21 protein-coding genes are annotated in these 21717 nt (G+C 42.2%); 13 read left to right on the top strand and 8 right to left on the bottom strand.

All coding sequences use genetic code 11. The features are described 5' to 3' along the window. Positions 1-101: 101 nt before the first annotated feature. From TV75_RS06835 to TV75_RS06825, 3 genes are read left to right on the top strand one after another with little or no spacing between them, the layout of a single operon-like run. Positions 102-1217 (top strand): GAF domain-containing sensor histidine kinase, encoded by a 1116-nt coding sequence (locus TV75_RS06835; RefSeq protein ID WP_044338053.1) that lies wholly within the window; start codon positions 102-104, stop codon positions 1215-1217. 12 nt (positions 1218-1229) lie between these two features. Beyond that, positions 1230-1865 carry a response regulator transcription factor gene (locus tag TV75_RS06830; protein ID WP_044337865.1) on the top strand — a complete coding sequence of 212 codons (636 nt, stop codon included), beginning with the start codon at positions 1230-1232 and terminating at the stop codon, positions 1863-1865. A gap of 20 nt (positions 1866-1885) precedes the next feature. Continuing rightward, positions 1886-2425 carry an NADPH-dependent FMN reductase gene (locus tag TV75_RS06825; RefSeq protein ID WP_044337864.1) on the top strand — a complete coding sequence of 180 codons (540 nt, stop codon included), beginning with the start codon at positions 1886-1888 and terminating at the stop codon, positions 2423-2425. Between the two features lie 217 nt (positions 2426-2642). On the opposite strand, the gene TV75_RS06820 is transcribed toward TV75_RS06825, so the two are convergent. Beyond that, on the bottom strand, positions 2643-2897 hold the full coding sequence (locus tag TV75_RS06820) for a YhdB family protein (RefSeq protein WP_044337863.1): 255 nt from the start codon (positions 2895-2897) through the stop codon (positions 2643-2645). Between the two features lie 166 nt (positions 2898-3063). Here TV75_RS06820 and TV75_RS06815 point away from each other — a divergent pair, with 166 nt between their 5' ends. From TV75_RS06815 to TV75_RS06795, 4 genes are all read left to right on the top strand, one after another. Beyond that, positions 3064-3366: a DUF3889 domain-containing protein gene (locus TV75_RS06815; RefSeq protein ID WP_052504440.1), complete on the top strand. Its 303-nt coding sequence runs from the start codon at positions 3064-3066 to the stop codon at positions 3364-3366. Positions 3367-3797: 431 nt separating this feature from the next. Continuing rightward, complete coding sequence (locus tag TV75_RS06810) at positions 3798-4988, top strand: MFS transporter (protein WP_044337862.1); 1191 nt, start codon at positions 3798-3800, stop codon at positions 4986-4988. A gap of 785 nt (positions 4989-5773) precedes the next feature. Next, positions 5774-7186, top strand: coding sequence for a SpoVR family protein (locus TV75_RS06800; RefSeq protein ID WP_044337860.1), 1413 nt, complete (start codon positions 5774-5776; stop codon positions 7184-7186). A gap of 159 nt (positions 7187-7345) precedes the next feature. Then, entirely contained in the window at positions 7346-7690 is a 345-nt protein-coding gene (locus TV75_RS06795) for a hypothetical protein (RefSeq protein ID WP_044337859.1), read from the top strand. Between the two features lie 38 nt (positions 7691-7728). Here the strand turns inward: TV75_RS06795 and TV75_RS06790 are convergent, their stop codons facing one another. Next, on the bottom strand, positions 7729-8358 hold the full coding sequence (locus tag TV75_RS06790) for a YczE/YyaS/YitT family protein (RefSeq protein ID WP_044337858.1): 630 nt from the start codon (positions 8356-8358) through the stop codon (positions 7729-7731). Positions 8359-8623: 265 nt separating this feature from the next. Between TV75_RS06790 and TV75_RS06785 the strand changes: the two genes are divergently transcribed. Continuing rightward, a complete protein-coding gene (locus TV75_RS06785) occupies positions 8624-10228 on the top strand; it encodes an SLC13 family permease (protein WP_156142329.1) in 1605 nt (534 codons plus the stop codon). Positions 10229-10271: 43 nt separating this feature from the next. On the opposite strand, the gene TV75_RS06780 is transcribed toward TV75_RS06785, so the two are convergent. The 5 genes from TV75_RS06780 to TV75_RS06760 all read right to left on the bottom strand — a co-directional run bounded on the left by TV75_RS06780 (position 10272) and on the right by TV75_RS06760 (position 16149). Next, on the bottom strand, positions 10272-11048 hold the full coding sequence (locus tag TV75_RS06780; RefSeq protein ID WP_044337857.1) for a 3-hydroxybutyrate dehydrogenase: 777 nt from the start codon (positions 11046-11048) through the stop codon (positions 10272-10274). A 19-nt stretch (positions 11049-11067) separates the two neighbouring features. Next, positions 11068-12354, bottom strand: coding sequence for a GntP family permease (locus TV75_RS06775; RefSeq protein WP_044337856.1), 1287 nt, complete (start codon positions 12352-12354; stop codon positions 11068-11070). A 150-nt stretch (positions 12355-12504) separates the two neighbouring features. Further along, the gene (locus TV75_RS06770; RefSeq protein ID WP_044337855.1) at positions 12505-13203 is read right to left on the bottom strand and encodes an ABC transporter ATP-binding protein; all 699 of its coding nucleotides are present in this window, start codon (positions 13201-13203) and stop codon (positions 12505-12507) included. A 13-nt stretch (positions 13204-13216) separates the two neighbouring features. Next, positions 13217-14623 (bottom strand): ABC transporter permease, encoded by a 1407-nt coding sequence (locus TV75_RS06765; protein WP_044337854.1) that lies wholly within the window; start codon positions 14621-14623, stop codon positions 13217-13219. A gap of 230 nt (positions 14624-14853) precedes the next feature. After that, positions 14854-16149, bottom strand: a complete 1296-nt coding sequence (locus tag TV75_RS06760) for a hemolysin family protein (RefSeq protein ID WP_044337853.1) — start codon at positions 16147-16149, stop codon at positions 14854-14856. A 305-nt stretch (positions 16150-16454) separates the two neighbouring features. On the opposite strand from TV75_RS06760, the gene TV75_RS06755 reads away from it, so the two are divergent. The 5 genes from TV75_RS06755 to TV75_RS22080 all read left to right on the top strand — a co-directional run bounded on the left by TV75_RS06755 (position 16455) and on the right by TV75_RS22080 (position 20693). Next, a complete protein-coding gene (locus TV75_RS06755) occupies positions 16455-16784 on the top strand; it encodes a hypothetical protein (RefSeq protein ID WP_044337852.1) in 330 nt (109 codons plus the stop codon). 255 nt (positions 16785-17039) lie between these two features. Further along, positions 17040-17411: an ArsR/SmtB family transcription factor gene (locus tag TV75_RS06750; protein ID WP_044337851.1), complete on the top strand. Its 372-nt coding sequence runs from the start codon at positions 17040-17042 to the stop codon at positions 17409-17411. Next, positions 17401-19512 carry a heavy metal translocating P-type ATPase gene (locus tag TV75_RS06745; RefSeq protein ID WP_044337850.1) on the top strand — a complete coding sequence of 704 codons (2112 nt, stop codon included), beginning with the start codon at positions 17401-17403 and terminating at the stop codon, positions 19510-19512. Before TV75_RS06750 ends, TV75_RS06745 begins: the two co-directional genes overlap by 11 nt. A gap of 10 nt (positions 19513-19522) precedes the next feature. Next, positions 19523-20416 (top strand): cation diffusion facilitator family transporter, encoded by an 894-nt coding sequence (locus TV75_RS06740; protein WP_044337849.1) that lies wholly within the window; start codon positions 19523-19525, stop codon positions 20414-20416. Between the two features lie 91 nt (positions 20417-20507). Next, positions 20508-20693 carry a Fur-regulated basic protein FbpA gene (locus TV75_RS22080; RefSeq protein ID WP_044337848.1) on the top strand — a complete coding sequence of 62 codons (186 nt, stop codon included), beginning with the start codon at positions 20508-20510 and terminating at the stop codon, positions 20691-20693. Positions 20694-20746: 53 nt separating this feature from the next. On the opposite strand, the gene TV75_RS06730 is transcribed toward TV75_RS22080, so the two are convergent. Then, positions 20747-21649 carry an aldo/keto reductase gene (locus TV75_RS06730; protein WP_044337847.1) on the bottom strand — a complete coding sequence of 301 codons (903 nt, stop codon included), beginning with the start codon at positions 21647-21649 and terminating at the stop codon, positions 20747-20749. Positions 21650-21717: the final 68 nt, after the last annotated feature.

Raw genomic sequence — 21717 nt, 5'->3', positions numbered from 1 at the left:
GTTTTCAGTCAAAGGTCGTAGAACGTTTCATTCTTTTTGAGAATACCGGTTTTGTGTAAAATCTATATAATAGTAGTGAAGGATGGGAGAGGACGATGAAGATGAATCAAGAATCCCTTTCAAATATCGAGCTTTTGAAAGAGATAGCCGAATTGCTGAACAATGAAACAGAGCTTTCTTCTATGCTTTCAGGGGCATTGAAGAAGCTGATCAGAGGCACAAGCTTCACAACGGGATGGATTTTCTTTATTGAAGAGGAAGGCAGTCACGAGCTTGTCTCCTATGAGAATCTCCCGAAGTCACTATCTGACCGGAAATGTGAACTGATGAAAAAGGGCGGCTGCTGGTGTGTCAATCGTTTTCGAAATGGAAAGCTTACGAAAGCCTCCAATATCATTGAATGTCAGCGGATCGAGCAGGCCATTGAAGAAAAGAGAGGGGATACAGACGAAATCACGTATCATGCAACGGTCCCGTTGCAGTCCGGAAATGAATCCTTCGGGTTATTAAATGTTGCAGCTCCGAATAAAACCCACTTCTCAACCGATGAACTTGCTCTTCTGGAATCAGTTGCGTTTCAAATCGGTTCCGCCATCAAAAGAATTACACTGACGAAGAAGGAACAGGAAGTTGCTCTTATCGGTGAAAGGAACCGATTGGCAAGGGATCTTCATGACTCAGTGAACCAACTGTTGTTTTCGCTTACGTTAACAGCAAGAGGCGGAGCGGAGATGACCGGGGAAGAGGAAGTGAAGGGCACCTTCAAGACCATTCAAAATCTTGCCCAGGAAGCCCTATCGGAAATGAGGGCCCTCATCTGGCAATTAAGACCCCATGGTTTGGAAAATGGAGTAGTTGAAGCCGTTAAAGGATACGCAGAAATGCTGGGGTTGACCCTTGAAACGAAAGTAGAGGGAGTCATCTCCCTTAGTTCCAGGATAGAAGAAGTCCTGTGGCGGGTGAGCCAGGAAGCCCTTAATAATTGTAAAAAGCATTCTGGTGAAAAGAACATTTTTTATACATTAAAAAGTGAATCACATTTCATTCATTTAATGATTGAAGATAGAGGTTACGGGTTTCATTATGACACCAAACATTCACTGCCTTCTGTGGGGATACAGAGTATGGAGGAACGTGTGAAAAGCATTGGTGGAGAACTAACGATAAACAGTCAACTAGGAAAAGGAACGAGTATTTCAGTTCAAATACCCTATTAGGAGGTGCCATGCATGATCAGAGTGTTAATAGCCGATGACCATCATGTCGTACGAAGAGGCCTTGTCTTCTTTTTGAAAACACAAAAGGACCTGGACATCGTGGGCGAAGCGAAGAATGGTGCAGAAGCCGTTCAATTGGCCCAAACATTGAAGCCCGATATCATCTTGATGGATTTAATGATGCCTGTGATGGACGGAATTCAAGCAACTAAGGAAATTAAAAAGAATCATCCCGCTATCCAAATACTCATGCTCACCAGCTTTTCCGATCAGAATCACGTGATTCCCGCCATTGAAGCAGGAGCAGCAGGGTACCAATTAAAGGATATTGAACCCGATGAATTAGTGAATAGCATCCGAAAGCTTTTATCCGGTGAAAACTCTCTGCATCCTAAGGCAACCAATCACTTGCTTACCAGGATCTCCAAAAAGGAGCCGCCCCATAAAATCCATGAGCTCACCAAGCGGGAGAAGGATGTTTTGATTGAGCTAACGAAAGGGAAGAGTAATAAAGAAATTGCTTCCAGCCTTTATATAACGGAAAAAACCGTCAAGACCCACATATCAAACATTTTTTCCAAGCTGGAAGTAACCGATCGAACCCAAGCGGCTTTGTATGCCGTTAAACATCATTTAACATCAAACTAAAACGGAAAGGATTTTCAATCATGAGTACTTTAATTATTAACGGAAGTCCCAGAAAACGCGGGCGTACTGGAATCGCTTCACGATTCATTGCCCGGAAGTATGACTGTGATCTAATTGACTTGAGTGATGGGTCACTACCATTGTACACAGGAGAGCCAGAGCAATCAGGGCTTGAAGCCGTTCAATCACTCAAACAAAAAGTGAAGGAAGCGGACGCCGTCATTTTAGCTTCCCCGGAATATCACGGCGGTATGAGTGGAGCAATGAAAAATGCACTCGATTTCTTAAGCAGCGAGCAATTTGCCCACAAACCAGTGGCCCTGCTTGCATGTGCCGGTGGTGGAAAAGGTGGGATCAACTGCTTAAACAACCTTCGCATCGTAGGCCGTGGTGTGTATGCAAACGTCATTCCAAAGCAGCTCATCCTTGATCCACACTGTTTCGATTATGATGGGGACGCACTTCTGGAAGAACCGGCGCAATTAGTCGATGGGCTGATGAAGGAACTCAAAGTATATGTGAAAGCGGCTGAGCTGGTGAGAAGTGAAATTTCGACTTAATAGGGAAAACTGGCATTATGCCGGTTTTTTTATTTTGTTTGATATATATACCAATTACAGGAAGTGTTACCAGATGAAGAACGAGGGAAATGTATCAGGTACAACCCCGGTAAATGTAACAATACAAGCAACCCGAGGCTCTATACATACAAAATAATAAAAGCTGATCCAATAGCGCATACTAATTGGATCAGCCGTAGGTGGAATTCTCTTGTAGCTACATCTCTGCAAAGGTTTCCTCAAGTGGTTGCTCTACACTATAGGTGAAGTTTGCATGTTCAATATATCGTAAAAGCGTATATAGGTTACGCTCTACAACCGTGTAATCGTTTGAAAAATGGTACGCATGTAGAAAATGTTCAATTCTTTTCGAAAGAAGGTCATCCTTCGTTCTCACCATGAGGATCAACAGGTTATCCCATTCTGATCGGTGAGTGTAATACAAGGCCCGATCGTAATCGACTTTGTTCACTTGGTTTCCCTCCTTTTGAAGGGGTAATCATATTGTATGGAGAAAACCGCTTTTATCTCTCTGTAAAAGTTGGTTATGCTGCAAATGCTGGCTTTCCTACTATTGGGTGAATAAATCAGCGTATTTAATTCATCCTATTAATGAAATGTAAACAGAGGTGATGATAATGAAGAAAGCATTGGTGATTGCATCAACCGTATTTTTTCTTTTGTTTTCAAGTCAAGCATATGCTCAACCAACGGATTATCAAAAATTTGGACGGATTGCCACAGCAGTCATTAAAGAAGACTATCCAGGTCAGCCAGTAAAGGATTATAAATACCAGGGGCGAAAAAAGATGACCGAAAACAAAGTAGCTGATTCATTCGAATTTACTGTTCAAGAGAATGGTGCAGAAAAGAAAGTCTCTGTCGTCGTCGTGCACGATCTTGATAACGAAAAAATACTGAATATTACGGTGCAGGAATAATTTCAGCAGATAAAGTCTTCTTAATAGAAGGCTTTTTTTGTTAGGTTTATGAAATGCAGGTTAAAGCAGGGTATTTTAGCATTAAAACCAGACGTTGTTCACAATTTGGAACAATGTTCTTCAAAACTGGCACAACAAACAGCCAAACTGGCACAACAAAGAGTGAATGTGGCACAACAAACCAGGATTTTGGCACAATAAACCTAGAAATTCACCTAATATACATATTGAGGTATGTTGAGACCCGCGACAATCTACACCCAAACGCCGTATTGATAATAATATAAAGTAAAGTCTCTGCAAAAAGTGAAACCATTTGCTAAAATAAACCTATACATAATCATTTTTGATTTTGAAAGGGGATCTTTGTTCCAATGTGATGCCATCTTTTTTCTCACCCAAATAAAAATTGAATAGAGGGAGGAAAAGATATGCATTCCAATGCATTTAGAAACCTTTGGTTCGGTCAAGCGTTATCCAATATGGGGGATATCTTGTATATCGTAGGGTTAATCTCCCTCGTTTACACTATTACCGGTTCTGCTGTTTATATGACGGCCGTACCTTTGGTCATTACGTTTTCGCGATTCATCAGTAGCATGTCGGCACCTCTTCTGTTGAATCGCATACAAATGAAGAGTTTGATTTCATACTCTCAAATGGCGAAAACATTCTTCCTATGCTTTTTTCTCTTGCTATTGGTACTCAATATTGAAAATGTATGGTTCTTTTTAGGATGTGCGAGTATCATTTCATTCTTAGATGGATGGGCATTGCCTGCCAGGAATTCTTATGTGCCTTTTCTTGTGAAACGGGAAGAGTTGATGGGAGCGAATGGATTTTTATCAACCGTGGATCAAACGATACAATTTTCAAGCTGGGCACTGGGTGGAATTCTTTTATCACTCATAAATGAAACCAATCTTTTTATCGTGATCATTGTTTTGTTCCTCGCCAGTACACTGTTCATGCTGAAGTTGCCTGTTATTCCAACCACTAGCCTGGAAGTTCGAAAGGATTGGTGGCAGGAGTTAGGAGAAGGATGGACAGAAGTAAGAAAGCGAAAAGGATTGGTTCCTATCTTTTGGATTTATGGTTTAGAGTCGATTTCAGGTACTGTTTGGATTGCGGCTGTTTTGTACTTGTATGTTGATTTGCAGCTGCAGCGAGGAGAAGAATGGTGGGGGTTCATCAATTCCAGCTTCTTTATCGGATTGGTTCTTGCCTCGTATTTGATTTTTAAGCTCCACGCCTTGTTTTCAAGACACAGGCAGAAATGGATACCGATTTGCATGGTTTTTACGTCAGTCGTGACACTTGTCTTTGCCTGGAATAAGGTAGCGCTCCTTGCACTTGTTTTATCCTTTGTGTTCGGTTTGTTTGATCAAATTAAAAATGTCGTTCTCCAAACGTATTTGCAGGAAAGTGCACCACCAGAAGAGCTGGGGAAAATCTATGCTGCCCAAGGTGCGTTAACGACATTGCTGTTTGGATTATCATCTGTAGGAGTAGGGGTGCTTCTTGAAGTACTAAGTATTTCAATGATTTTCTCCTTATCGGCCCTTTTGCTGCTAAGTACTCTCATTCCTGTGATGCTTTTGCAAAAGAATATGAAGGTGTAAGTTTGATAAAGAGCCGTTCCCTACAAAGGGGGAACGGCTTTTTAGTATGACTTTATTATGCTTGTCGCCCCAGAGCGAGCCCCTTCCGCTTTTCTTTATGTCCACCTCCAGGGCTTAGAGGCTCGAGGTCATAAGTCAAGCTGTCAAGAAGGTGAAAAGGCAAACCTTCCTGCCACCTCGCCTTATGCTTGTCGCCTCTATCAAAGCCCTTCCGCTTTTCTTTATGTCCAGCTCCGCCGGGTAGTCCCTCGAGGTCATAAGATAAATCGACCAAAAAGGCAAAGTGCGCCTTTCCGGTCGATTTTTCTTATGCTTGTCGGGCCTGCCCAACCCGGCTCCGCTTTTCTTTATGTCCAGCTCCAGGGGCTTGGGGCTCGAGGTCATAAGCCAAGTAACCCAAAAAGGCAAAGGGCGCCTTTCCGGGTTACTCGTCTTATGCTTGTCGCCCCAGAGCGAGCCCCTTCCGCTTTTCTTTATGTCCACCTCCAGGGCTTAGAGGCTCGAGGTCATAAGTCAAGCTGTCAAGAAGGTGAAAAGGCAAACCTTCCTGCCACCTCGCCTTATGCTTGTCGCCTCTATCAAAGCCCTTCCGCTTTTCTTTATGTCCAGCTCCGCCGGGTAGTCCCTCGAGGTCATAAGATAAATCGACCAAAAAGGCAAAGTGCGCCTTTCCGGTCGATTTATCTTATGCTTGTCGGGCCTGCCCAACCCGGCTCCGCTTTTCTTTTCATCAAATGCCTTTTCTCTTCATACATTTAGATAAGAGTATAAAGAGGGGGATGGCGATGAATTTAGAGGAACAAAGGCAGTTACAAAATGCGATAGGGGAAATTACTGAGATTGCAGCCGGGTTTGGTCTTGATTTTTACCCGATGCGATATGAAATATGTCCTGCTGAGATTATTTATACATTTGGAGCTTATGGGATGCCGACACGTTTTTCTCACTGGAGTTTTGGGAAGCAGTTTCATAAGATGAAGCTTCAATATGACTTGGGTTTAAGTAAGATTTATGAGCTCGTGATTAATTCTGATCCTTGTTATGCCTTTTTATTGGATTCAAATTCGCTTATTCAGAATAAGTTGATTGTGGCACATGTGTTGGCCCATTGTGATTTCTTTAAGAATAATGTCCGATTCCAGAATACGAAGCGGGATATGGTAGAGAGCATGGCGGCTACTGCTGAACGGGTTCGAAGATATGAAATCGAGCATGGGAAGCAGGAGGTTGAAAACTTCCTGGATGCGGTGCTTGCTGTGGATGAGCATATTGATCCTTCATTAATGCGTCCTAAGTTGTCGTGGACGATGGATGATGTGGAGTGGGTTGAGGAAGAAGTGAGTAATGCGACACCTTATGACGATTTGTGGTCATTGGATGAGAAGCCGAAGAGCCGGGAGAAGAAAAGGGTGAAGAAGAAGTTCCCTCCTCAGCCCGAGAAAGATATCCTACTCTTTATCGAGCAGTACAGCAGGGAGCTGTCTGACTGGCAGCGGGATATATTGACGATGATGAGGGAAGAGATGCTGTATTTCTGGCCTCAGCTGGAAACGAAGATCATGAATGAAGGATGGGCTTCGTATTGGCATCAGCGCATCATCCGTGAAATGGATTTGACGAGTGGAGAGTCCATTGAGTTTGCTAAACTGAATGCAGGTGTTGTACAGCCTTCCCGTACGCAGATCAATCCGTATTATTTAGGTTTGAAGATTTTTGAGGATATTGAAGATCGTTTTGATAACCCTACGGATGAGATGAAAAAGCGTGGGGTGAAACCGAATTCAGGTCGTGAAAAAATGTTTGAGGTTCGTGAGATTGAATCTGATATTTCCTTCTTGCGCAACTATCTAACGAAGGACCTTGTTACTAGGGAAGATATGTATCTGTTCCAGAAGCAGGGGAAGGATTACAAAATCGTCGATAAAGAATGGACTCATGTACGGGATCAGCTCGTTGGCATGAGGGTCAATGGCGGGTTCCCTTACATTACCGTAAATGATGGGGATTATATGAAGAGTGGGGAGCTATATCTGAAGCACTGGTTCGAAGACGTTGAGCTTGATATTAAGTATTTAGAAAAGGTTTTACCGTATCTCCATCAGCTGTGGGGAAGACCGGTCCATATCGAAACCCATGTAGAGAACCGTGATATGTTATTTACCTATGACGGTAGAAGTGTTCAACGAAAATATTTGTGAAAAGTTGGAGTCGTTTTCAGGTGAAACCCTGAAGCGGCTCCTTTCTATAGCATCGTTTTTAAATAAGTTTTGACTGAATACTAACGAATCAGTTCTAAATAACGGGACGGGCTTATACATAATAATAAAGGATATTTTTTATCTATAGGAGGAGATGGCGTGGCAGATGTAGAGGTCTTTATCGGTGATTTAACGGACCAGACATTTCATTATGAAGGGGGAGACTGGAATCATAATTACCCAAAAAGGATCAGTCCGTTTTTTCCGAAAGGGTATGAACTCTTTTTCTCCCTATTGGATGGCATTTACTATAAGAAAATAGAAGGCAGGCAAACGGACTGGGGAAGTCATACCTGTTTGATGTACCCTGATGAAATGCTTGCGGTCTTGGAAGATTACTATAAGCGGGATATGGATAATGAACAGGTGCAGCAACTATTTCAATTTATCAAGCAATTAAATCCCCATCAGCAATACGGATTAGTGGCATGCGAGATGTCATGACATAGAAAAGGACAAACTGCCTCAGGCATTTGTCCTTTTTACATACTTACATTATTTCGACTGGTAAACCGGGTATTGAGTCTATCGGTGAAAAATAGAAAGGATTTTTGGAAGATGGGACTTTGAATAAACGTATAAATGAAAGTGAAAACGAAGACTGGACCGGATAGAAGCAGTCCGATTAGTAACACTGCACACTCACACATGATCCGGACTCTGCTGATTGAAAGATTCGTTAAATCCGAAATGGTAAGCATAAAACCGTCCCGCGGACCCGTACCAAGGTGAGCCGCTGAATACAGTCCCCCACCAACCCCCATTAAAATAATCGCCGATAATAAAATCAGGATATCTGCGACTATGTTCGTTTGAGGCGGAAGTAAATCGTAAAATAGGAAGAAGTCGACCAGCATGCCAACCATCACTCCGTTAAGGATCGTCCCGATCCGAACATATTTCCCTTTTAAAAACAGGGTGCCTGCAATCAGGGTGGCACCGACAATAATATTCCACGTGCCGATCGTTAAGCCAAATTTCTCAAATAGGGCAATGTTTAATACATCCCATGGATGGATTCCTAAGTATTGCACTTTGATGGACATACTGATCCCATAGCTGAAGATAAGTAACCCTATTACAAAATAGCTTATTTGCCAATAGATTTTCATAGTGTCTCCTTTGAAATGACAGTCATCACTCTATAACAATATTTTACAACGAAAAGGTTTATGAAGATATGGTCTGTTTTTCGTTTTATAGGGAGAGGACGAAGGTCCTGAAGAAAATGTACGTCCTTTGAAGGAGAATACATAAGTTGAATAGGGATAAAGAAGTGAATATTCAGATTCTTACATTATTTGGAGGTGTTATAATTGACAGCGCTTTCTATGGTCGATAGAGTTTTAGTAAGACGAGTAATGGGGGAATGAGTAGATGCTAACTGTGAAAAACGCATGGGGGACACTTTGGAAATGGCACGGAGATGTGATGGAGACTTTGCAATTCTTCACTACCGGAAGCACGCCTGCTGCTTCCCGTCAAGTGGATACAACTCGCGTTCCGGAGCCTACTTCGAATCCAAGACAGAAAATCGGCTTTTTCTTGGGACCACTCCTGTTTATTCTTATCATGTTATTTTTCTCTCCCGAAGGTTTGGCAAAAGAGGCTGTTGCTGTCCTTGCCGGTACCACATGGATAGCGGTATGGTGGATAACAGAAGCAATACCTATTCCGGCAACTGCTTTGTTGCCGATCATTTTGTTTCCGCTTACGGGAGCCCTGCAATCCGGAGATGTCACGTCTGCCTATGGTGATAGTACGATTTTTCTTTTTATGGGCGGGTTTATCATTGCGATTGCCATGGAAAAGTGGAACTTACATAAGAGGATTGCCATGAACATCATTTTGTTGATTGGTACTGGCACTGAGAGGATCGTCCTTGGATTTATGCTGGCTACAGGTTTTTTATCTATGTGGATCTCGAATACGGCAACGGCTATGATGATGCTTCCGATTGGAACAGCCGTGATTTATCAAGTTAATGAAAGTCTAAAAAAGGAAGGGACGAATAGAACGGGGCACTTCAGTAAAGTGATTATGCTTGGGATTGCTTATAGTGCATCGATCGGAGGCTTGGGAACGTTGATCGGAACGCCTCCTAACACAATATTTGCCGCCGTTGTGAAACAGTTATATGGTATTGATTTCTCGTTTGCGAAGTGGATGCTTTTCGGTGTTCCACTTGCCGCTATTCTGCTATTTGTTACTTGGTGGTATTTAATCAAGGTGGCTTTTCCATTAAAGATTAAAGAGTTGCCGGGGGGAAGGGAGATTGTGGAGAAAGAGAACCGGTCTCTTGGTCGCATTTCATTTGAAGAAAAGCTTGTTCTTACGGTCTTTGTCGCTACAGCTCTATGCTGGATCACCCGGTCGTTTCTATTGAACCAATGGATTCCGTCATTAGACGACACAATCATAGCCATTACAGGAGCACTCGTTTTATTCCTTCTTCCAGGAAGGAAAGAATCCCGATTGATCAACTGGGACGATGCGAAGAAGCTTCCATGGGGGATTCTGCTCTTATTCGGTGGAGGTCTTGCCATTGCCAAGGGTTTCAAAGAAACCGGGTTGGCAGAGTGGATCGGACAGCGATTAACGATCCTTGAAGGAATATCCTTCATTATAATCTTGCTTGCAGTGACGACCTTTGTCATTTTCTTAACGGAAATTACGTCCAATACGGCGACAGCCACGATGATGTTTCCGATAATGGCTGCTCTTGCAGCTGCCTTGAATGTTCACCCTTATAGTCTGATGGTGGCGGCGGGCTTAGCTGCTTCATGTGCTTTCATGCTGCCGGTGGCTACCCCGCCGAATGCCGTCGTATTTGGATCAGGTTATATTAAAATGGGGGACATGGTCAAGGCAGGTATATGGTTAAATCTGATTAGTATCGTGTTTATTACACTTTTGATTTATTTTTTCATGCCGCTTGTATGGGGAATCGATCTAGGTGTTTTACCTGAAAATATGAACTAAAGAAAAATCGGATCAGTTTCCTGATCCGATTTTTCTGTGCTTATTATTGAGCAGTATATCCGCCGTCCAACACAACGGCCTGACCAGTTACACCTTTTGCTTTATCACTGGATAGAAAAATGGTGTAATCTGCAATTTCTTCTACTGATAATAATCTCTTTTGTGGAACAAGAGGGTAAATGACATCCTCCAATACTTTTTCAAGCTCCACACCACGAGTCGTTGAAATATCCTTTAACTGGTTACGGACAAGGGGGGTATCCACGTATCCGGGACATAGGGCATTGACCGTGATCCCGTGCTCGGCACCTTCTAAAGCTGATACCTTTGTCAGACCGATAACACCATGCTTGGCGCTGTTGTATGCGGCTTTACCGGCGAACCCGATCAGTCCATTAATGGATGCCATATTTATGATACGGCCGAATTTTTGCTTCTTCATATGAGGGAAAGCAAATTTTGTTGCGATAAAGGGTGCGGTCAGCATAATTTTTATCAGGAGCTCAAATTTTTCGATAGGGAATTCTTCAATTGGAGCTACGTGTTGAATACCTGCGTTATTAATTAAGACGTCTATGCGGCCATAGTGTTCAACTGTCTTATCAATCCCTGATTTCACTTCTTTTTCACTGGTAACGTCACATTTAATGCCAATTGCGTCAAATCCTCTGTCTTTAAGTTCTTCAACCGCTTCATCCAGTCCTTCTTGATTGATATCAGACAGAACGACCTTTGCTCCGTTTTGGGCAAAATGTTCACCGATTTCAAAACCGATTCCCCTTGCAGCACCTGTAATGAATACAACTTTATCATTTACCATCTTCATTTCCTCCTAAAAATTAATAAATTCCCATATTGGCCAGGATGATTGATACAATTTCGGCGATTGTCGGGATCAGCAGTCCGACAACAGCAACATCCAAATACGAATCTTTGTGGGTGAGACCGGTTACTGCAAATAAGGTCAGGAGTGCGCCGTTATGAGGCAGAATGGAGGCTCCCGATGAAATGGAAGCAATTCTGTGGAAGGCTTCAGCACTGATTCCACTCGTTTGAGAAAGCTCATAATATTTATCTCCTAAAGCTTCAAGGGCAATTCCCATTCCTCCTGATGCAGACCCGGTGATGGCAGCCAACGTTTGTACAGCGATCGCTTCTGAAATGACGGGATTTCCTTTAATCCCAAGTATCAGTTTCGTTAACGTCTTGAAACCGGGTGCCGCTGTGACAACCGCTCCGAAACCTACGGCAGCGCTTGTGTTTATGACTGCCATGACTGAGCCCTTTGCTCCACCATTGACAGCAGGGATGAACTTCTTATAATGTTTGAAATTAATTAATAATATCGAAAGTATCCCTACCAGGAGGGCAGTCAGGATGTTCCACTTAAAGACATTCAACGTAACGACGACAATGACAAGAGGAAGAAAAGATAAGTAGAAATTCGGAAGCTCTGATTCTTTAATCTCTTTCACATCATTTCCACCCTTAGGCTCCGTAAAGGTATCCCCTTTGCTTGTAAATTGCTTCTGACGCCATCTTAAATAAAAATACCCTCCTGCAGCCATAATTAATCCGCCAACGATACCGATAATCGGAGCGGCAGTGGGTGAGGTTTTGAAATAATCGATCGGTATCAAGTTTTGAATCTGGGGGGTACCCGGAATGGCTGTCATCGTAAAGGTGAAAGCCCCTAATACAAACGTTGGAGGCAATAGTTTCCTCGTAATGTCAGCTTCTCTGAACATGGCAATAGCCAGTGGATATATCGCAAATACCACAACGAATAAACTCACACCGCCATATGTTAAAACGGCAGCTGCAATCAACACGCCAAGTATGGCCCTGTCTTTGCCGATAATGTTGGTGATTTTGAATGCGACAGATTGTGCAGCCCCAACATCCTCCATCAGTTTTCCAAAAATGGCCCCAAAAAGGAATACAGGAAACCATTCTTTAGCAAAATCCACAAACCCGGTCATATACGTTTCTGTATACGCAGGAAGCAGGTCAAGTCCACTCATTAATGCCACTAAACCTGCTACCAGTGGAGCGATCCAAATGATTGACCAGCCTAAATACGCCAAGACCATAAGCAGGATTAATCCAACAATGATGCTAGTCATAACTCACCTCTCATAAATATTTTGTTGTTATCTTTCCATTATTGAAAGGATTATATTCTTTGGGGGAATCTGTTTTAACGCGATATACGATATGAAAATAGAAAAAGACAGTCACCGTGAATAGGCGACTGCCACTTCTGATATTCAGGATCAAACAAACTTTTCCGACTGCCTCATTTCCTTGAATACCAAACCTCCCTTTGAAAGGGAAATGACAGTGTCCGATACTTGGGCAAGTCCTTGATCATGGGTCACAACAATGACACATTTGTTTTCTTTATGAGCAAGTTCCCTGAATAAATCAACGATTCCACCTGCGGTATCTTCGTCTAAGTTTCCTGTAGGTTCATCTGCCAGAATGAGTTCCGACTGACAAGAGAGCGCCCTGGCAATGGAAACCCTTTGTTGTTGTCCCCCGCTGAGAGTTAATACTCTTTGCCGCGATTGTTCTTCTGAAATGCCAACCTTCTGAAGCATCTCAAGGGCGAATGCTTTTTTATTTTTAATCGTTGATTTCGTGATCTCCATGGCAGTGATGACATTTTGCAGCGCTGTCATATATGGCAGGAGGTTATAGGATTGAAAGACAATGGAAACATGCCGATTTCGAAATGTTGATAATCCGATTTTCTTGATATCTTTTCCTTCAAATAAGATTTGTCCGGAAGTGGGTGAGTCAAGTGCACTTGCCAGGGAGAGGAAAGTGGTTTTACCCGAGCCGGATGGGCCGACGCAAGTATAGAAAGTTCCCCTCTTAAATTCGGCCGTAACATGACTTAAAATAGGCTGTACCTTGGATTCTTGCTTATAGCTGTAACTCACATTTTCAAAGTGTAATAATGTACTCATTCTTCAGCCTCCTTTAATCCTGTTTTGTTAATATTGCTTTAGGATTTAATCTCAACACGGTTAATGATGGAATCAATGTGGATAGTAGAACCACCATCAGTCCGATGCCAAACAATTTCATCAAGTCTTCTCCTGTCGTATGGATGGATAATTCATTCACCGTTTCTACATCCTGGACGTTTGGTGATTGAAATGGCATACGGCGTGAATTAAAGGATGCTGGTGTATTTGCTGTTTCTTCAGATTGAGTGATTTCCTGCTGGAGAAGTTGTTTCCCCATTTTGTTTGCAACCAGATTGCCGGATAATGTTGATATACCCATTGCCAAAACAGCCACAATCAAAATCTCAACCAGAAATTGACTGACGAGCTTAGCTTTCTTCTCTCCGATGGAAAGGAGTACGCCCATTTCATATTTTCTTTCCCGAATCGTCATCATAACAATCAGGGCCAAAATGATGGCTCCCGCTATTGCCACAAGAAATACTACATTATTAGAAAAAGAGGCTACATTCTCAATTGGTCCCATCATTTGCTGGTACAATTGATCATTTGCATCCAGTTTAAATTGATCAAAATCAATGGATGAGCCACTTTCTGCATTTGAAATAAAGGTCTGGATATCTGCCGGGTCCTTCATATAATAGACAGCTCGATCAATCGTTTCGGACGTTCCTTTTAGTTCATTTGCAACAGTATATGGAACGAACAGCTGATTATAGGGATTCAGAAAAGCAAAATTTTGAGCTCTTTCATCCATATCAGCAGTCGATTCATAAATACCTACGATTTCAAGTGTCGACTCTGTATTCTCCGTATTTGCTATGGTTATCGAGTCTCCAATCTTTAAATCATTTTCTGCAGCAAGGTTCTTTTCAACAAGAGTCACTTCATTGTTAATGTCTTCTTCCGTCAAATGACGCCCTTCCACTATGGACGCATCCCCATTCAAAAATGAGCTCGTTGAATCTGAGAATAAGATACCTTCGACGGAAACATCACCGGCCATCATTCTACCACCGCCGCCTTCCTGCTCTGTACCTTCTGTTGTTTCTTCACTTCCGACAGAAGTAAAGTCCTTGGCAAGGGCAGAAGTGGTTGAGTAGTAGTTGTAGCCCTTTACGTAAGAGGAATCGCTGAGTTCCTCAGCAGAATCCAAAGGGATGGGGACAGGCTGAAAACGGGCTCTTCCGCCACTTTCCACGTTCTGTTGGCCGGAAATCAATTTTTCCCGGTCAACCGTTAAAGAAACTTCACCGCCTAATTTCTCACGAGCCAAAATGCTGGATTGATCAGCGGCGGTTTGAATCGTCAATCCCGACAGAACGAGAACGGATATGACGGTCAAAACAAACAGTAATAGTATGCTTTTCCCCTTGCGAACTTTTACGCTCCAAAAGGCACGTTTCATAAAATTCATATTCCTCTCCTCCTGGTCAAAATAATGGGACTTAAGTTCTTTTATATCCCTGTCTTGCCTCAGTAAAAGCTTATCCATCAGATATGTCCAAACTATGAACGAATAATGTCCGATTGATTAAAAGTAGTGAAAAAGAAATCAAGTCACATCGACCTTGAACTAATCCTGTTAAACATCATAAAAGAAAAAGAACGAGCCATTAATCGGACTCGTTCTTTTCATCATGGCTGCTATGCCATTTTGGTAACCTCTAAATATTGAATATGATGCCCATCGATTTCTTTCACCCTGAAGCAATAGCCCTGTTCCTCGATCCTGTCATTCGGCTTGACTTCGTACTTCTGAGTCAGGAACCAGCCTCCGATTGTGTCGACCTCTTCTTCTTCAATGGATATCCCAAGGAGATCATTCACATCTTCAATGAGCATAACTGCATCAAAAATATAATGGTCTTCTTTCACCTTCTGCACTTCAGGAATTTCATCGATATCAAATTCATCCCGAATCTCCCCAACGATCTCTTCAATGATATCTTCTACAGTAACAAGACCGGCAGTCCCACCGTATTCATCCAGGAGTACGGCCATTGGGGACCGTTCTTTTTGAAGCTTGACGAGTAAAGCTTGAATAGGGATGGTTTCAATGACGCGAATCACAGGTTTGATAAAGAAAGTTAAGTCTTCGTGTTCAGCCTTATGATCCACAAGTGTTGTCAACAATTCCTTCACATTAACTATACCGAGGATATTGTCTTTATCACCCTCCACGACAGGATATCTCGTATAGCGTTCTTCTTTAATGGTGGCTAATACTTCATCGATGGTGGAATCTGAGGATAGAGTCACGATATTCGTTCTTGGAACCATGATTTCTTTTGCGATCCGTTCGTCGAATTCAAATATTTTGTTTACGTACTTGAATTCGGATGAATTGATTTCCCCACTCTTGTAGCTGTCGGAAAGAATGATTCTAAGTTCTTCTTCTGAATGGGCAATTTCATGTTCAGAAGCGGGTTTTAAGCCAAATAACCCCGTGAACACCCGGGCTGAGCCGTTTAATGTCCAAATGAATGGATATGCGAGCCGATAAAACCATATCAATGGTCGTGCAAATAAAAGAGTGACTTTCTCCGCTTTTTGAATGGCGAAGGTTTTCGGTGCCAATTCTCCAATCACCACATGTAAAAAAGTAATGACGGAAAATGCGAGTCCGAACGAAATGATACTTGTAATGGAAGCATTTAGATCAAGTTTCTCGAATAAGGGGTGAAGCAAGGTTTCAATGGTCGGCTCACCTAACCATCCAAGACCAAGGGCCGTGATGGTTATGCCTAACTGGCAGGCAGAAAGGTATTCGTCTAAATGGGAAGTGACCCTTTTAGCGGCAATGGCCGTTTGATTTCCTTCAGATATCAACTGATCGATCCGGGAGCTTCTCACCTTGACGATGGCAAACTCTGATGCAACGAAGAAAGCAGTCAGTGCAATTAAGATGGCTACAAGAAATAAATTAAGTAAAATATCCAATGAGCGGAAGCTGAAGAATGAAAGTGACTCCCACCACTCTTCGCTTCGAACACCTCCTGTATATAAAAGTCATGACTCCGTAAAAAATACAAGCGATACAACACTTGAAATCCGTTTCCATTGAGTATATCCTTTTAAAAGTATCACATTCTTATCCATGCCCAAATTTCGTTGCAATGTGTACATAATTGGTTTATTCTAAGAAATAACCATTTACCAGAATATATGGCTAAATCATAGAGAATTGTACTGGACAAAACAACCAATGGGTTTCAAATAGTGGATAGATGGAGAGGAGAACGATTATGGCGGACGTGTTTAATCAAGAGCTTGTTGTAGCCCTTATCATTGCCTTTTCGGTTTATGTCATCTTAAGAGGAATAGCTATTTTCTTTGGCAAAGCAGGAAAAGGCTATCTGGAAAATAATCAGTCCCAAACTGGACGATTATACCTGCAATTAATTGGAGGCTACTATATATTATCAGGCGTACTTGGCCTGCTTATTCCAAGATTAGACTGGAAAACAGAAGACATCTATTTTGCAATCGCAATCTTTGCAATTTCTTCTGTGGTTTTCTGGGTAACACTGGATCTCTTTATGAAACGGGATCGAAAAAAGCTTCAACAAAATTAATAAGTTTCTTTATAAGCCCAGGAATCATTCCGGGGCTTTTTTTTATTGCGGAATTGAAGAGGGCACCACTCCTGCCAGCTTTTGCTCATCCGTTTTTTACAAATGGGGGAATAACCTAATCAATTTCCTGGTATATTGAATACCAATATTTAGAAATAATAAATGTTCAAACATTCAAAAGAACGTTTGAACATTTTGGTTCTTTCTTCTATACTATATTCAAAAGGGCATTTGAATGTTAGAGAGGGTGTAGAGATGAAAGAGACGGATATATGTGAAATAGCGTGTGTGGAAGATGAAAAGGTCAATCGCTTAAAATCAATGATTTTAACACAAAATACCTCTAAGGTAGCCGAAATCTTTAAAGCACTATCTGATCAAACAAGAATGAAAATCGCGTATGCACTTACCATCGAGGATGAACTATGTGTATGCGATGTGGCAAATATTGCAGGTTCTTCAACGGCAACCGCATCCCATCATTTACGCTTATTAAAAAAGCAGGGGTTAGCCAAATTCAGAAAAAAAGGCAAGCTCGTTTATTATTCCTTAGATGATCATCATGTAAAACAATTAATCGAAATTGCTGTAACGCATCAAATGGAGGTGGAGGAACGTGACCGGTAAACCTGCCCATAAACAAACCTACCGGGTCGAGGGGTTTACGTGTGCCGGGTGCGCGGCGAAGTTCGAAAAGAACGTTCAGCATCTCGACGGAGTAGTAGATGCGAAGGTGAACTTTGGAGCGGCGAAGATTACTGTATACGGAGAAACCACTCAGGAAGCGGTAGAAAAAGCAGGGGCATTTGAAGGGCTCCGCATAAAAGAAGACGGAATCAGAAGGAGAGAGGAAAAAAAAGAACCTTACTATATGAAATATGGGCATTTACTTTTTTCTGTTCTTTTTATCCTTCTTGCTTACTCTTTTCCACTTATGAAAATTGATAACAGTCAAATTTTTTCGACTGTCTCATTTGCAACAGCAATTGTTGTAGGCGGGTATCGATTATTTCAAACAGGATTCAAAAACTTACTTAAATTAGAGTTTGATATGAGAACCTTAATGACCATTGCAATTATTGGGGCTGCGTTTATTGGTGAATGGGGTGAAGGAGCGATCGTCGTTCTCCTTTTTGCCATCAGTGAAGTTCTGGAATCGTACTCTATGGATAAGGCTCGTGAGTCCATTCGTTCACTCATGGACATTGCCCCTCCTCAAGCCATCATCATACGAAATGGGATGGAGCTTGCCGTTGATGCCGAGGATATTGAAATCGGGGACATCATGGTGGTGAAACCTGGTCAAAAATTTGCCATGGATGGTGACATTCTCGAGGGCTCTTCATTTGTCAATCAGGCAGCGATCACAGGTGAATCGGTACCAGTGGAGAAACACCAGGGTGATGCAGTATTTGCAGGTACGTTGAACGAAGAAGGGTATCTAAAAGTAAAAGTCACGAAGCGAATTGAGGACACCACTCTCGCCAAGATTATTCATCTAGTGGAAGAAGCACAGGGAGAAAGGGCGCCTTCTCAAGCATTTGTGGATGTATTCGCTAAGTATTATACGCCTATTATTATGGTCATCGCTTTCCTTGTTGCGATCATCCCACCCCTATTTTTTGGAGCAGAATGGTCAACCTGGGTATATCAGGGACTATCCGTCCTGGTAGTGGGGTGTCCTTGTGCACTGGTCATTTCAACTCCCGTAGCCATTGTTACGGCCATCGGGAACGCAGCCAAGAATGGCATCCTCATTAAAGGCGGCGTGTATTTAGAAGAATTAGGGCGTTTAAAGGCCATAGCCTTTGATAAAACAGGGACTCTTACAAAAGGAGAGCCTGTAGTAACGGATCTCATACGATTAGGGGATGTAGAAGAAGAAGAGCTGTGGGTGAAGATGTCTGCACTTGAATATCACTCCCAGCATCCCCTCGCACATGCTTTTATCAAAAGGGCGAAGGAGCTGAATATTGAGTATGGGGACTGTGAAGTGTTTGAGTTTCAATCTCTTACGGGTAAAGGAATCAGTGGCCGGATAGGTGACAATAAATACTTCCTGGGATCCGAAAGCCTCTTTGTAAATACTCCTTCTTCAGAAATAGAAAACCTTCAAAGGGAAGGGAAAACCGTCATGGTATTCGGAATAGGTGACACTCCATTGGCTCTTGTAGCCGTCGCGGATGAAGTGCGTGAAACAAGTCGCGAAATCATCGACACCTTGCATCAACTGGGTATTGAGCAAACAATGATGCTTACTGGAGATCATGAAAATACGGCAATGTCGATCGGAAAAAGGGTAGGAGTCAAAGAAATCAAAGCAGGCCTGCTTCCCCAGCATAAATTAGACTTTGTTAAGCAATACATGAACACTTATGGGAAAGTTTCAATGGTTGGGGATGGAATCAATGATGCCCCTGCACTTGCTGCTTCAAATGTAGGAATCGCCATGGGTGGGGCAGGAACCGATACAGCACTGGAAACGGCCGATATCGCTCTAATGAATGATGACCTTACAAAACTGCCATATATCATTCGCTTAAGTCGAAAAACACTTACCATCATCAAGCAAAATATCTCATTTGCGATTGGTATCAAGCTCCTTGCATTATTACTTGTCATTCCTGGTTGGCTTACTTTATGGATTGCGATTTTTGCCGATATGGGGGCCACATTACTCGTTACATTGAATGGTCTTAGATTATTGAGAGTAAGAGACCGAAAGTGAGGGATGTCATGTGGGTCACGACCACAGTCATGGACACAAACAGAATAAAAAAGCATTATTAATCAGTTTCCTATTTATCTTTACCTTTATGATCGTGGAAGTCATCGGAGGAATCATCACGAATAGTCTTGCTCTTCTTTCAGATGCTGGACACATGCTTAGTGATGCAGCCGCTTTAGGTCTTAGTTTGGCAGCTTTTTATATAGGGGAAAAGGCGTCGGATAAAGGAAAGACATATGGTTACAAGCGATTTGAAATTTTGGCGGCTTTCATTAATGGTATCACGTTGATTCTCGTTTCCCTTTATATTTTCTGGGAAGCGTATCACCGTTTTTTAGATACTCCTATGGTTTCACCGGGTATGATGGTAATTGCCGTCATAGGTCTGGTTGTAAACATTATCGTGGCTTGGATTTTAATGAGAGGGGATACAGAACATAACTTGAATGTTCGAAGTGCCTTCCTTCATGTCCTTGGTGATTTGTTGGGTTCGGTAGGGGCCATCGCAGCCGGACTCTTGATTTATTTCTTTAATTGGAACTTGGCTGATCCTATTGCATCTGTCATGGTTGCCATCCTGATCGTCGTTTCCGGATGGAGAGTAACGAAGGATTCCATTCATATCTTAATGGAGGGATCTCCAAAAGGGATCGATACGGAAGACGTGAAGAATAGCCTGGCTGTTATCCCTGGAGTCATTGAAGTACATGATCTCCATGTATGGTGCATCACGTCGGAATTCACAGCCCTGAGCTGCCACGTGGTGGTTGAAAACGAAGTGAATCGAGATACGATGTTATTACGACTCTCATCCTTTCTTGAAGAGGTATATGGCATCCATCACTCTACTATTCAAGTTGAGGGTAAAAGTGTCACAGAGGGCCATCATCACGTTTGTACGTAACAGCTATCACTTTCTCCTACTATTTCCAATGTGTAAGAGGATGTTTAGTTCAGTCCCGAATTGGGGTATATCCTCAACTGGAGGGATGACCATGTTACATCAAGAAAATATATCACAGAAGCAAAAGACACCTGAATTTAAAAAGGATTTCTATATTCAACAATTATTAAGGATTGGCGTGTATAAATATTTTGGTAAGCAGCTTTATGAGCTCTCCATGAATGAACTGCAAGATGTCTATCTGGAATATTATGTTGGTGACGATATAGGGAATTAAAAAAGACGAACCTTTTAGAAAAAGGATCGTCTTTTTTGCTTTACTGAGTCTTATTATGGCACATCATGTCCCATAGAAGTTTGCAGGATTTCAAACCATTGATCGTGGCTTAAAGAAATGGAAAGAGAGTCGATTGCATTCTGAATGCGTTCTTTTTTACCTGAACCTACGATAGGCATAATGTTTGCAGGGTGATTAAGAAGCCATGCATATAGAACTTCATCCATTCCCTTTGCGCCTGTTTCTTCTTGTACCTTCTTCAATGTATGTTGAAGACGAATGGCTTTCTCATCCTCTCCTTTGAAGATCACCCCGCCTGCGAGTGGAGACCAGGCCATCGGCGCGACACGTTTCTCCTGACAAAGGTTCAATGTACCGTCTTCAAAGTTTTCTAAGTTATAGGCAGACAATTCAATCTGGTTTGTGATCAACGGAAACGGCAAATAAGATTGGAGCATATTCCATTGATGATCTTTAAAGTTTGATACTCCGAAATGCCGTACCTTTCCTTCTTCCTTCAACTGAGTGAAGGCTTCAGCCACTTCTTCTCCATTCATGAATGGATCTGGCCTGTGAATCAATAATAGATCGATGTAGTCCGTTTTCAGATTCTGCAGGGAGTTTTCAACAGATGCCAAAATATGCTTTTTACTCGTGTTGTAATGATGAGTTTTATGTTCCGGGCGATTGTCGGAAGGCAGGACAATACCGCATTTCGTTACAATCTCCATTTTCTCACGTAAGGATGGCTGAAGGGCAAGGGCTTCACCAAATAAGGCTTCACACGTATATGAGCCATAAATATCTGCATGATCAAAAGTCGTGATTCCGTTTTCAAGATTGTGTTCAATGAGAGAAAGCGTATCTTCATTCGATTGATCCCAGTCTGCAAGTCTCCACAACCCATGAATGATTCTTGAGAATGATAGGTCTTCCGTCAATTGTATTCTTTGCATTGTTATAACCTCTTTTCATATGGTATGTAGATATTCTTTATAGTCATACTAAACGTATATTACTATGT

Origin of the sequence: Rossellomorea aquimaris, assembly GCF_000935355.1 — a bacterium.
Classification (GTDB): Bacteria; Bacillota; Bacilli; order Bacillales; family Bacillaceae_B; genus Rossellomorea; species Rossellomorea aquimaris_B.
Note: the sequence above shows the minus strand (reverse complement) of the source record. Positions and strands in the feature narration are given on the sequence as shown.